Raw genomic sequence first — 13447 nt, forward strand, 5'->3', positions numbered from 1 at the left:
CCGGGGCAGGCGCGCCGGGGTCTGGGCCTGCCCCGGCTCCCGCACCGGCGGCGCCCGCTCCCGCGGCGCCGGTCGCTCCGGGCAGCGCCTCCTTTACCAATTGCACCGCGGTGCGTGCGGCGGGCGCCGCGCCCATCCGGGTCGGCGACCCGGGCTACTCCCGCAAACTCGACCGGGACGGCGACGGGGTCGGCTGCGAATAGCCCGCGCAACCCAGCAGCGCAACCCAGCTCGGCTCGGCGGCGCGCCCGTTCCCGACGCTCTGGAACGGGGCATCGGCCATCGGATCGCTGGTGATCGGGTAGTCGGCGATCGGGCCGGTTTACGATCGGGTCGGCGGCGCACCCGTTCCCGGCGCTCGTAGGGGTTGGCTGCCTTATGCTACGGTAGTGCCCCCTTTCCTGACCTACCTCACCACCTGGCACCTGGACCCCGTCGCCCTGGTCGTGCTTGCGCTGGTTGCCGTGCTCTATGCACGAGGGCTGGTGGCGCTCCGCCGCCGCGGCATCCGTTGGCCGGTTTGGCGCATCGCCGGGTTCTACGTGCTCGGCCTCGGGTCATACGCCTGGATCTCGTTCGGCTTCCTCGGCGCCTACAGCGCCGAGCTGCGCTGGGCGTTCACGACCCGGATCGCGCTGCTGCTGGTAGCCGTTCCGGGGTTCATCGGCCTGGGCAAACCGGTGGCGCTGGCCCGGCTCGCGCTCGGTGAGGCGGCCGTCGCCCGGCTGGATCGGTTCCTCGACTCGTGGCTCATCCGGCTCACCGGCAACGCCGTCTTCGAGCCGATCTTCACCTTCGCCCTGTTCATGATGTTCCTCACCCCGCTCTCCGGGGTGGTGCGCGGCAGCCTGGCCGGGCAGTGGGGCGTCAGCATCCTGATCCCGGTGATCGGGCTGCTGACTGTGATCCCGATCATCGAGAACACCACCCGGCACACGAGCTTCTTCGTCTCGGTGGAGTTCGTGCTCGCGTTCGCGGCGTTCGTCTTCGACGCGATCCCGGGCATCCTGCTGCGGATCAACGAGGCCGTGCTCGACGGGGTCGGGGCCGTGCCCGGGGTCGTTCCCGGCTGGTTCCCGAACCCGCTGCGCGACCAGCAGCTCTCCGGCGACATTCTCTGGCTCCTGGCCGAGGTTCTCGATGTGCCGGTGCTGATCATTCTGCTCATCCGCTGGAACAAAGTGGAGCGACGGGAGTCCAAGTCCATCGACGACCTGAGCGACGAGGAGGTCGAGGCCCTCACCCGCGCGCACCTGCGGGGCAGCGGCCTAACCCACCGCGACTGATGCGGGTTGAGTCACGGAAAATGCACCTTCGTCCTCGCTGCGAAGGTACATTTTCCGCAACTCACCACGCGGCATCCATAACGCCCACACTGTCGCGGCGGGGCGGCGAAAGGGCCACGGCCTGCACGGCCAGTCGTATGCGATCGATACGACGAGCGGGTTGGACACGATTGGCGTCGAGGTCGTCGGCTTCCTTGAGTTCGCGGCGGAGCATCCGGGACTGCGGTTTCTCGTCACCGAGATCGGCTGCGGTATCGCGGGATTCACCCGGGCGCAGAGAGCTCCGCTGTTCCTTGGGGCGACGGCGAACGTGGTGCTGCCGGAGCGGTTCCACTAGAAACCAACCGACCGAGTGACCGCTCATTTCGTGGCGTGCTCCAGCTCCTTTGCGATGCCCGCACCCACCGCCCCGGCCCCCTCCGCGGGCGATGGGCAGATTCTTCGTCAGTTGATCGAGGCTCGGCAAGTGTCGTCAATCGCCGCCTAAGCCTCGGCTCGTTCGGCTTGAGTTCCGGAATAAACACCTTTGCTTTCGCAACGAAGGTGTTTTCCCCGTGACTCACACGCTTGTTGGGTCGGCGAGTGGCGAGTGGCTACTCGAACTCGACCGTGTCGCTGTAGACAATCCGCCAGGTGAAGCGACCGCGGGCGTTCTCGGCGAAGACCGTCTGCGGGGCGTCCCCGACGTGCTTCTCGTACTCGGTCAGGCGCACCCGCCAACGCTCACCGGCGGGCCGCTCGGCGGGCAGCGGCAGGGCACCCGCCCACTCGACGTCGTCATAACGGGTGCGCCGGAGCTGCGCGAGCGTCACGGTCACCGGCAGGGTCACGCTCGCCCCGACCCGTTCCCACGACAGGTCTGACGCCGCGCCGCTGGGCAGCTTCTCCAGCCAGGCCTGCACCAGCCGTGACGCGCTCACCCGGCTCGCCACGTTCGGCAGCGACCGGGCGTGCAGGGGCACACCCACGGGGCCGGCCAGCGTGACCACCACGGCCGTGGCATCCGGGGTGGCCACGAACGTCGCTTCGCGCCGCGGGAGCAGCTGAATGAAGTCCGCCTTGACCACCTTCGACAGGTGTTCCCCGGCGACCGCGTGCGGCTGATAGCGCGAAAACGCAAGCTGCACCATCGGGGTGTACGAGTCGCCGGCGTCGATCTGCACGTCGCAGAACCAGAGCCTGCGCTCCAGATCGAACTCGGGCCGGTGCCCGATCACGGCGACCTGCTCCCCCGCCACCTCGGCCAGCGACACCGCGTCACCGACCGCGGTGCGCAGGGGAAACTGGTGAATGAATGGCCCGGATGCCACCGGTGCCGATTCGTACACCGGGTCGGACCCCCAGACGCTGGTGAACTTCAGGCCGTCCGGGCCGGTCCGGCGGTACAGGGACAGGTAGGGGCCCAGCGCGTCGACGCCGATCTCCCGGATGGCGAGACCGAGCTCCTTCCTGCGCGCTTTCACGACGGCGGACAGTGCCAGGGCGAGGAAACGGGCTTCAGACGTGCGCGCCCGCACCCGCCGCACCGGGGCCGTCGGGGTGGCGGCCAGCCGGTCGGCTGCCGCGACAGCCGCGGCGACCTGCTGCGCCGCGAGGAGGGTGACCACCTGGTTGGTGAGCGGTGTGCGCGCCGACACCGGCGCCTCCGCGTGTTCGAGCACGGCCGTCGCCCAGGTGTCGGCCAGTGCCTGAGCCTCTAGGCTGCCGGTGACCCCGGCCCGCGTGTCGCCGACCCAGGTGAGCCAGGGCTGCAGGCCGACGACCACGCCGAGGAGCTCATCGGGACCGCTGGAGAACCAGGGCCGGCCCAGGTAGACGCGCAGGCCCCCTCCGGTACGAACCCGGCGCACGGCGAGGCGGCCGTCGACGGGCAGCCGTTCGGTCTTCCACTCCCAGGTCGGTACGATGTAGCGCACGTCGGGCGAGGCGGGACGGGCGCTGGAGGGGACGTCGACGGTGACCGAATCGCCCGTGCTCGTGACCAGCGCGGGGACGTTCGTGATTTCCGGCGGGAAGTACTCGCGGAACCGGGTCGTTGCGGTCGGCGTGTAGCGCACGTACCGGTGCCGGGTATCCCCGAACTCGTGCCGCACCTGGTGCCGGGGGCCCACCGGGCCGCCGGCCGGCCCCGCGGTGCGGTCGATCAGGGCGTCGGTCTCGGATGCCTCCAGCTGGAAGTCGGCGACGTGCGCGCTCTTCCGCTCCTCACCGGGCGCCGCGCTCAGCACGTCGTCGACAGGATCCGCCCAGGCCGCGTCGATGTCGATCCGGCCGGTGCTCGCGGCGTGGGTGTGCACGGCGCCGGCCAGCCAGGCAAAGGTCTCCGCTGCTGTGCGGCCGATGCCGACAGGTCCGAGCACGATCGCCGGCTTCTCGAGCGGTTTCTCCACGGCGTGCACGAGGGTCAGCTCCGAGAACGGGGTGATCATCCAGTGCAGGCCCTGGCGCACGGCGTCGAGCTGGGCGGCGGAGGCCGGGGCCTGGTCCTGGTCGATCAGGTTCCAGACCCGCAGCAGCCAAGGGTCGCTCTCGTCGAGGAACGAGCTGAGCTGCACGGTCACGAGGGTCGCCTTCGGCAGCGACACGACCAGGGTCCGGGTCGCCTCGTCGAAGGCGGGCGCGGCGTCGCCCTCCTCGATCCGCAGCAGCACCGGCCGGCGATCGTGCCAGGTCGACGGATCCCCCGGCCAGCGCACCAGCCGGGTCGCCGGGCCGCCCGGCGCCGCGAGGTCGCCCGGCAGCGCCCGGAACGAGAGGCCGCGAGCGAGCGGATCGGGCAGGTACGGCAACGGCAGGTCGTGTCGGTTGTGCACGATGTACTCGCCGTCGGTGAGGGTCTGCGACTTTAACCCGGTGAGGGCCGGCGCCGCTCCGGGGTCGGCGTGCTTGACGACCCGCCCGCCGGGCAGGGTCAGGTAGCTGCCGGCCTCCTTCGAGGCCACGGCGAACTGTTCGGCAATTCGGGCCGGGTCGCCGGAAAGTGCCGCGTCGAGCATGCCGTGGATCTCCGCCAGTTGCAGGCTCGAGATCGGGGCGGCCAGGTTGCGCTCGTTTCGCTCGCGGTAGACGATGCCGAGGTCGCCGGCAGGTTCATGGCCGCGGAGCGCCGTCACCCGGTTCAGCGCGACGTAGTCCGGCGCGCTCACGGCAGCCGTGGAGCGGATCACCAGCCGCATCAGCGATTCCCCCTCGGTAAACTCGGTCAGCGGCACCACGGCTGGCGAGGGAACGGGTTCCCATCGCTGGTAGGTTCCCTCGACATCCCGTTCGTGGGTCTCGTCGAGCTGGTCGGCGGGAATCGAACCGCCGGCGAGGTCGACGGCCCGCACCCGCACCCGGTACTTACGCCCGTAGCGCAGGCGCGGCAGCGAGCCGCGCACCGGGCGGAAGCTCACCGCGAGCGGGAACCCGGTCTTCGCAACCTCCGGCACCTCATCGCCGGGCACCGACTCCGAGTCTCCCTGGTACCGGCCCGGCCGTGGGGTGGCGAGCGACCAGCCATCCCAGCCGGCGACCGTCTCGTGCAGGTACTGGTCGGCCGTCGCCACCGGCTCGTTGCTGGAAGTGCTCGCCGCCTTGAGGTAGGCCTCGTCGGGCCCGGGTTGCACCGGCAGCGACGCGTACTCGCCGTTCCCGGTGACGGTCTCGTAGACGCCCTCACGCCGGTGCAGCGAGAACCACTCGCGCGACCCGATCGAGAGGTCCTGGATGTCGACGCGATAACCCCGGGTCAGGTCCATGACCTCGAGGAGGATGTCGCCGTTCCCGGCATGGTTCTGCTCGTGGTCGGCGGCCCGGTCGAACTGGCCGACGAGTCCGGCGGCCCGGTTGCGGCGACTGAGGAGGATTCCGGCGGATTTCAGGGCCGGGAGGGACGAGGCATCCGGTGTCATGGACGGCGCGTTGTTGTTCGCGTTCGCGCTCGCGGTGAGGTCGGCGACCGTGCGGCGCAGGGTGCCGAGCAGGTTCGCCAGTTTCAACGCGGAGCCGTCGGGGTCGAGCTGCTGGATCGAGAACGCGGCGGTGCGGTCGATCACGAGGCTACCGTCCCGCACGTCGGGGTCTTCCCGCCGGCTCGCGGGCGCCCAGACCCGTTCGGTGTGCCGGGCGATCGTGGCCGGCCGAGCCTCCCCGGGGGCGAGCAGGCCGCGCAACACGCCCCCGGCCGGGTCGACGCGCACGCGGATGGTCGTTGATTCCGGGATGCCGGGGTCGTCCTTGACGAAGACGTCGAACGCGAGTCCGAGCCGGCGCAGCAGCTCGGGGTAGTCGGCGCAGCGGGCGACGAAGCTGTGGAACTCCGGCGGCACCGGCTCGGGCGCGTGTGCGGTGGTCGCGGCGAGGCCCAGCGGGTCGGCGTGCCGGTCATAGAAAGCGGTCGCCGCGGCGAAGGCCACCCTCTCGCGGTCGGCCGGCGGCACCGTGTCGATGTCGAGAAAGCGGGCCAGGGACACCCCGTTCGCATCCGTCCTGCCGTCGGACTGGACACGCAGGTTGGTCAGGTAGTTCGCGACGACCTCCCGACGCGAGCCCTCCCGGAAGAGCTGCGCGGGCAGCTGGAGCTCGTCCTGGGCCTGCAGCAGCGGACCGCGGGTGACCGGCGGGAACCGGGTCGGGCTGGTGACCGCGACGCTCTGGTAGAGCCGGGTGAGCGCGCCGGCGACCTCGTCGACCGGATAGGAGTGCACGACCGCCTGCTCGAAGTGCTGGAAGCCGGCCTCGCCCACGAGGGTACGACCGAAAAGGAGCTCCCAAAGATCCTTGTCGGGCAGGACGGCGTTGTCGAGGGGGAAGCCCTCCACGGCGCCGTAGCCCTCGATGTCGAAGGTGAAGGCCGCTCCGTCGACGGTTCGCGGCCAGTTGGAGAAGGCCTCAAACGCGGCCAGCGGCACGAACTCGCCGAGGTTGCCGAGCCCGGTCACGTCGAGCCGCGGGGTGACGAAGACGGTCACCTTGAGCTCTCCGTTCTCGGGTAGCCGCCCGGCCGGGATCACGGTGAAGATGGCCTGTTCGCCCATGGTGGCTCCTACCCGGTTTCGGTTGCTACTCAGTTACTCGGTTACTCGGTTACTCGGTTACTCGGTTACTCGGTTACTCGGCTGCGAAGGCCTGGCAGTAGTCCTGCCACGGGTCGAGCCGACGGTTCCGGCTGTCGGTGTACGGACCCATCATGTCGAGGAAGGTCGGGTCACCGGTCGACCCGGCGAACTTCTTCTCGCAGGACACCGACACCGAGAACGACAGGAAGCACACCGACACCTCGATGCTGATCGAGGCCTTGCCGATGGCCTTCGCGTTCTCGCCCTCCTGGATGTAGCTCAGCTCCAGGTACAGCTCAATGCAGGCGGAGATCAGGCCGAGCACATCCACTTCACCGCGCGCCCGAAAGTACCCGGTCAACTGAACCTTCTGCGTCGTCCCGGTGATTTCGAGCCGGAAGTAGATGCCGGCCATCACCGAGAGACTGCCGGATGCGACCACGAAACTCATCGCGACGGCCGCGCCGAACTCGAAGGCGGCCTCGATCACCTTGAGTCCGTTCGGAGAGATGGTGATCGCGAAGAATCCGCCGCCGGCGAAGATCGCCACCTGCAGCCGGAATGGGTTCTCCCGGGTGGCGAAGAAGAACCGGAACTCCAGCGACTCCCCGATGAACGGCACGATCAGCTCGGCGCCCAGGTGGATGTTCGTCAGCGCGAAGATGCCCATCGGCAGGTCGGGGATTGCCAGGTCGAAGCCCGCCCGGATGCCGCTGGTGCTGATGTCGAGGAACGGCGGGTCGCTGAACCCGTCGAACGGGATGATGCTCTTGAGCGTTTCCACGAAGCCGAGCGGCCCAGCGAACTCTATTCCCCTGCCGTCGCCTTCGAGCCTCACGTTCACGTCGGGCTTGTGGCCCGGTTTCACCGAGAACTCCATCACCGCGACTCGAATGGTGATGAAGTGCGTGCTGCCCATCAGCCGCAGGTCGAACGGCGGCAGCGAGCAGGAGACCAGCGCGGTGGGGTCGCTGCCGTAAAGCGGCGCCTGCACCTCGCTCGACAGGCGCAGCAGCTTGTCGCCGCCGGGAACGAAGATCTTGGTGCCCGGCGCCGGCGGCCAGTCGATCAGGGGCGTCTGCCAGTCGAGGCGGGCATTGACCACCTCCGGCACGGCGAGCCCCCGATAGAAACCGGTGATCAGGGTGGCGACGTCGGCGGCGGCATCCGCCGCCTGGCTGAGGCGGCTGAGGAGCGCCTCGGTCTGCTCGGCGACCGGCCGGGGCAGGGGGAGGGCCGGGCTCCGGTCGGTCAGGGCCTTCCGCACCGACACGGCGGCGGTGCCGAGGTCTCCGAGGATGCCGGCGAAGTCCGCCTCCGGGTGCGGGGGCTGGGCCAGCGCGGTGACGGCGTCGAGGAACGTCCCCGCGTGCGTGGCCAGGTCGGTGACCGCCTGCTGCACGGCGGCCGACTCGGCGGCGAAGGCCTGGGCCTGGCCGGTCGCGAAGTCCTTCGCCTGGCCGACCGCCTGCTGCAGGGCGGTGACCGTGCTCACCACCTGGGTGACGAATTTCGGCAGCACGCCGGCACTGCCCGTGGGGAGCAGCTCGGCCAGCGGAAGGATGCCGAACAGTTTCGCGGCGTCGAGCCCGAACATGCCGCCCACGTTGAAGTTGGCCCTGTTGGTGGCCAGTTGGCCGAGGTCGCCGCCGACCGGGCCGACCCGGCGGGCCAGCGCCGTGACGTCGACGCTCGGGCTGACGAAACCGCCGGAGCGATCGGCCTGGGAGTTGAACTCCATTGTGACCGCCGCCGCCGGGGCTCCGGTCGGAAGGGCCAACTGCAGGAAGACCTCGCCGCCGTTTTTGGCCGGGTCCGTGAACGCGGTCTGCAGGTAGGGATCCGGGTAGGACAGCAGGAGCGGGGCGCTCTGCCCGGTGAACGCGCTCATCGCCGGCACAGCCGCGGTCGCGACCCGGAGCACCGGGAGGATATAGTTCTGGCCTGTCCGGCCGGCCGGTGTGGCGTCGAGGTCGGCGTCGAAGACCATCGACTCGGTGACGAGGGTGGTGTCGTCGGGGTCGCCGGGCGGAGCGTAGGCGATCCGCTGGCCGCGCATCGGGAAGGCCAGGCCTCCCCCGGCCGCCGTGTTCGCCGCGTTCACGGCCGCGGCGACCACTGGGCCGCCGAACACGGACTCCTCGATGAAGACCAGGGGACCCTCGAATTCGACCAGGTGGTTGTCGACATCGCTGGCGAGCATCCGGAACCGGAACGGCGTGACGCCGGCGGGCGAGACCCCGCCCGCGATGGCCTCGCGGGTGGCGATCTCCGGTACGAATATCTCGCCGCCGGCCCCGGGGTAGAGGGTCTTCGGGAGGGCGAGCGGGGGCGTCGATTCGGTGAGGATGCGCACCCAGCGGAACGGCATCCGGTTGTCGTGCACCGCAGTGCCTGAGGCGCGGAAGCTTCTCTCGAGCTGCCGCACGACCACGAAGATCCGCTGGTAGAGGGTGGCGTGCGTGTCACCCTCTGCGACCCGGCGCTCGGTGATCTTCACAAGCGAGGCCCGGTGCCCGAACGGGTGTAGCACCCCGCTGTAGACGACCTTGACGTAGTGGTCGCGACCCAGGGTGACGCGGTGTTTCCACTCCTGGAGGGTGAGGAAGGGGTTCGTGCGGGGAAAGCTGACCTCGCTGTCGAGCCAGCCGCCGAGTGCGGTCAACATGAGGTTGTTGACCGTGACCGGCGTGGGGGTCCAGGTCACCGGCATGCCGGGGGCCCGGGCATCGGAGGTGAGGTGCACGATCTGGATGCGGTCGCGGCGGGACAGGGAGGCCCGGAATGGCGGCAGCGTGGAGAGGTCGCCGACGCTCTCGGTGGGCAGGGTGACCTTGCCTGACTCGAACGGCGTCGCCGGGTTATCGAACTCGCGGGTCCAGACCGCGCGCACTGTTTTGGTGGCCGGGTCGGTTTCGTTGACCGACGGATGCGCGTCGCCGGGTTCCGCCGGCGCCCCGGGCTGCGCCGGCACGCTCTCCACCCGGGTGCCCAGCCGGGTGTGCCACAACTCGACCCGGCCGGCGTGCTCGACCTCAGTGGCGCTGTGGGCAAAGGCGCCCCCCGAGTGCGGGCTCAGCTGCAGCCGCCAGGGGAGTTCGATGGCCGTTTCGGTGCCGGCCGGCTCGCGCGGAACCGGGGGCCGCCGCCTCGGCCTGCGCCCCGGCCGAAAGACCGGGGTGACCTGGGTGATGTCTCCGACCTCCCCGATCCGGTCCGTGACCGCGGCCACCGCGCTGTACGCGCCGAACCGCGCCTCGACCTGCCGCGCCATGCGCTGCAGCCCGGCATAGGTCGCGAGGTTGGTCAGAGCGGCACCGGGGAGGTTCTCCGCCCACGGCTGCGGGGCGAGGACCACCCTCCCCCGCCCGCGAAAGGCGCCGAACTCCTGGGCCACGTCCTCCCAGGTCAGCAGCGAAGAGTAGGTCTCGGCGTGCGGAACGACGCTCAGTGACAGTCGTCCGAGCGCGCTGATCAAGCCGTTCTCGGTGTAGGGGATGCGTTCGTCCTGGACCCGGAACACCAGCCGGCTCGGCCCGGACAGGATCGCCTTCACCGGGTACGCCGGGGCCTCCGAGCTCGGCAGGACGTCGGGCGGGGAGCTGCTCGTGTCGGTGAACGCCGGTCCGGCCGAGTCGAAGAACGCCTGCTCGAGCAGATGCTGCGGGCCGAAAACCACGATCAGGAACGCCGGGGACTGCGGGTTTGCGCGAGCGAGGTGCGGGGCGGCATCCGCCGACACCTCCAGGTTCACGAACCGGAACGTGAGGTTCACCAGGTCGACCGAGCGGAGCACGGTTACCGGCGGCAGCGATTCGACCGGCGGCCGGTCAGGCCGCGGGAGGATACCGACGAAATCTTCGAGGGGGCGCGCAACGACCGATTCGGCCGGACGGTAGAGGCGGTTGAAGGCCGCAACGAAACGAGGTTCAAGTTGAGGCATGATGCTCCCCGAGGCAGAAACCGCGCCACGTTCACCCTACGGACGGAGGCGGCAATTCAGAGACAACCGACGGTGATGGTGCACGGCCGGAGTGCATCCGCCGGCGCAGACGGCCTCAATCTAGTGCGCGCCGGCGGCAGTGTCAATGTTCAGTCGTCGCGCCAGGGACCATGGCACCGGCAGATCAGCCCACCCGGCGACCCAGGTGTGACAAGTCCGCCCGGCAACATCCTCTGGCTCCTCGCCAAGTTGCTCGATGCGCAGGCGCTGCGGGTTGATTCACGCAAAAAGCACCTTCGTCTTCGCCGCGAAGGTGCTTTCCCCGCAACTCACCACTCCGCCGCGCCGAGTTGCGGACAAAACATCGTGAATTCACCTGGCACACGGGTGTGTTCTGTCCGCAACGGGGAGCGCGGCCCTGGTGTGGGTCAGTGCGTGAAGTGCGACTCCTGGAGCTCGAACACCGGGGTGTCGAGTCCCTCCATCCGGGCCTTGATCTGCAGCGCCAGATAGTTGGAGTAGTGCCGGCTCTGGTGCAGGTTGCCGCCGTGGATCCACAGCCGCTCCACGTTGGTCGGCTTCCACATGTTGCGCAGCTCACCCTCCCACGGCCCCGGGTCCTTCGGCGTGTCCGAACCGTAGCCCCAGCACCGGCCGACCTGGTCGGCGACCTCGGGCGAGACCAGGTCGGCCAGCCATCCGTTCATCGAGCCGTACCCGGTGGCGTAGACGATCAGGTCGGCCGCCAGGGCCGTTCCGTCAGCCAGGACCACCCCGTCGCTTTCGATTCGGTCGATCTGACCGGACTTGACCTTGACCCTGCCGTCGATCAGTAGCTGGGACGCACCCACATCGATGTAGTAGCCGGAGCCGCGGCGCAGGTACTTCAGGAACAGGCCGGAGCCGTCGGTGCCGAAGTCAAGGTCGAAGCCGACGTCGGTGAGCTTCGCGTAGAAGTCGGCGTCACGCCGGGCCATCTCCTCGTAGACGGGGATCTGCGCGGCCGGCAGGATCCGGTACGGCAGCGAGGCGAACAGCAGGTCGGCCTTCTCGGTGGTCACCCCGTTGGCCAGGGCCCGCTCCGAGTAGAGGTCGCCCAGCGCCAGGTCCATCAGCGCGCTGCTGCGAGCGATGTGGGTGGAGGAGCGCTGCACCATCGTCACCTCCGCCCCGGTCTCCCAGAGGTCGGCGCAGATGTCGTGGGCGGAGTTGTTGGAGCCGATCACGACGGCCTTCTTGCCGGTCCAGTCCCCACCGCCCTCGTGCTTGGACGAGTGGTGCTGCTGCCCGGCGAACGTCTCGGCCCCCTCGAAGACCGGGGTGTTCGGATACCCGGACACGCCCAGGGCGAAGACCAGCTGCTTGGGCCGCAGGGTCACCTTCCGGCCCTCGCGCACCACCTCCACCACCCATTCCTGGGCGGCCTCGTCGAACGCTGCTTTGGTGCATTCCGTGCTCGACCAGTAGTTGAGCTCCATGATGCGGGTGTAGTGCTCCAGCCAGTCCCCGATCTTGTCCTTGGAAGCGAAGACCGGCCAGTCCTCCGGGAACTTCAGGTACGGCAGGTGGTCGTACCAGACCGGGTCGTGCAGGTGCAGGGACTTGTAGCGGTTGCGCCACGAGTCACCGGGGCGGGCATTCTTCTCGATCACGATCGTGGGAACGCCGAGCCGGCGCATCCGAGCGGCCAGACCGATACCGCCCTGACCGCCGCCGACGATGACGCAGTACGGCTGCTCGTCGTAGCCCAGAGAGTCCTCCCGCGCGATCTTCTTCTCCAGCCAGGACAGGCGGCCCTTTTCGATCTTGTGGGCCACACCCTGCTCACGGTTGGCGCCCTTCTTCTCCTCGAAGCCCTTGAGCTCCTGCATGGTGGTGAGCAGGGTCCAGCATCTACCGTTCCGAAGCCGGAGGTGCGCGTAGCCGCGGGCCTGCCCGGTCTCGAAATTGACCCAGGCCTCGGCGGCCGCGGCGTCACCGGTGGCATCCTCGGCGCGCACCCAGCCGGCGGGCTGAACGTGCTCCAACTGGGCGTCCAGCATCCGGCGGATGTCATCCTTACCCTCGAGGGTCTTGAGGTTCCAGGTGAAGGCGACGAAGTCGCGCCAGTAGCTGTCCTCCTCGAAGAGGGCCAGGGCGGCATGGATGTCCCGGGCTTGCAGGGCCGCGTCCAGGCCCGCGAGCCAGCGGTCGACGACCTCATTCGGTGATTCGGGTTTCGGGGATCCGGGTTGCGATGATTCAGGCATATTCACTCCTTTGTGTGCGCTGAGTGAGATCAGCCGGATGCGCGTACTAGGGTTTCCCCAAACGATTCGGCGTGATCTCACGCTCAAGTAGAAACCCGCGGGGGTTACAAGGGCGTTACACCCACTGCGGCTGACATTGTTCGGGTCAACCCAGGGAGTGCGCAGATGCCTCACGGAGTTCAGGGAAGCGACAGCGGCCTTGCCCTCGCGGCGCCCTCCGACCTGCGGTTCTCCTCACCCGGAGAATATGCGGTCCTGCTGCGACGGGCCCACGACCTGGCGCTGTCCGGTGCAGCCCAGCCGAACGTCAGCCCGAGCATCTGGGCGTCCTGGCAGCGCGCCCTGGCCGGTGGGATCGACCCGGACAGACATCTGCCCCGGCACCTGCACGAGGTGTCCGACGTGGTCTCACTGCGCGGCGGGCATCCCCTCGCGGCGGTGATGCCCGCGCTCACCGAGCTGCTCGCAGATGAGACCGCCTCCGGGCGGCACCTGCTGGTGCTGACCAACGCGCAGGGCGAGATCCTGTGGCGGGTGGGCAGCCGGGCCATACTGCGGCAGGCCGACGGGCTGGAGTTCGTGGAGGGCGCGGACTGGTCCGAGCACGGGATCGGCACCAACGCAATCAGCGAGGTCCTGGTCAGCGGGCGGGCCGCGCAACTCTTTTCGGCCGAACACCTGGTGCGCACCCATCACGCCTGGGCCTGCACGGCCTCCCCCATCCGCGACCAGCGCACGGGTGAGCTCCTGGGGGTACTGAACGTGTCCGGGCCACTCGACACGGTCACGGTCGACAGCATGCGCATGGTCAAAACCGGCGTGCGGCTGGCCGAGGAACTGATGAAAGCCCGCCCGGGCAGCGCGACCGGTCCGGCCGGTCCGGCGGGCGTGACCGGCTCGGCCGGCTCGGCGGGCGCGACCGGTCCGGCC

The 13447-nt window shown here is 69.4% G+C and carries 7 protein-coding genes; 4 read left to right on the top strand and 3 right to left on the bottom strand.

What is annotated here, in order from left to right; translation table 11 throughout:
• The 3 genes from E3O19_RS06500 to E3O19_RS17765 form a co-directional block, all read left to right on the top strand.
• The coding region (locus E3O19_RS06500; protein WP_134566327.1) for an excalibur calcium-binding domain-containing protein at window positions 1-203 on the top strand (203 nt) is incomplete at its 5' end.
• A gap of 186 nt (window positions 204-389) precedes the next feature.
• Entirely contained in the window at window positions 390-1286 is an 897-nt protein-coding gene (locus E3O19_RS06505) for a cytochrome c oxidase assembly protein (RefSeq protein ID WP_241981239.1), read from the top strand.
• Between the two features lie 73 nt (window positions 1287-1359).
• Window positions 1360-1623 (top strand): A1S_2505 family phage non-structural protein, encoded by a 264-nt coding sequence (locus E3O19_RS17765; RefSeq protein ID WP_478213369.1) that lies wholly within the window; start codon window positions 1360-1362, stop codon window positions 1621-1623.
• Between the two features lie 256 nt (window positions 1624-1879).
• Here the strand turns inward: E3O19_RS17765 and E3O19_RS06510 are convergent, their stop codons facing one another.
• The 3 genes from E3O19_RS06510 to E3O19_RS06520 form a co-directional block, all read right to left on the bottom strand.
• Window positions 1880-6304 carry a hypothetical protein gene (locus tag E3O19_RS06510; RefSeq protein WP_134566329.1) on the bottom strand — a complete coding sequence of 1475 codons (4425 nt, stop codon included), beginning with the start codon at window positions 6302-6304 and terminating at the stop codon, window positions 1880-1882.
• Window positions 6305-6377: 73 nt separating this feature from the next.
• Entirely contained in the window at window positions 6378-10268 is a 3891-nt protein-coding gene (locus E3O19_RS06515) for a hypothetical protein (RefSeq protein WP_134566331.1), read from the bottom strand.
• 428 nt (window positions 10269-10696) lie between these two features.
• Window positions 10697-12517, bottom strand: coding sequence for a flavin-containing monooxygenase (locus E3O19_RS06520; protein WP_134566333.1), 1821 nt, complete (start codon window positions 12515-12517; stop codon window positions 10697-10699).
• 165 nt (window positions 12518-12682) lie between these two features.
• Here E3O19_RS06520 and E3O19_RS06525 point away from each other — a divergent pair.
• Window positions 12683-13447, top strand: a 765-nt coding sequence (locus tag E3O19_RS06525; protein WP_134566335.1) for a GAF domain-containing protein, incomplete at its 3' end; no start/stop codon positions are given.

Origin of the sequence: Cryobacterium algoritolerans (assembly GCF_004402785.1) — a bacterium.
GTDB classification, from domain to species: domain Bacteria; phylum Actinomycetota; class Actinomycetes; order Actinomycetales; family Microbacteriaceae; genus Cryobacterium; species Cryobacterium algoritolerans.

Excerpts from the sequence above, each read along its gene's own strand:
- E3O19_RS06520 (WP_134566333.1), bottom strand. The coding sequence starts at position 12,517 with ATGCCTGAATCATCGCAACCCGGATCCCCGAAACCCGAATCACCGAAT.
- E3O19_RS06510 (WP_134566329.1), bottom strand. The coding sequence starts at position 6,304 with ATGGGCGAACAGGCCATCTTCACCGTGATCCCGGCCGGGCGGCTACCC.
- E3O19_RS06515 (WP_134566331.1), bottom strand. The coding sequence starts at position 10,268 with ATGCCTCAACTTGAACCTCGTTTCGTTGCGGCCTTCAACCGCCTCTAC.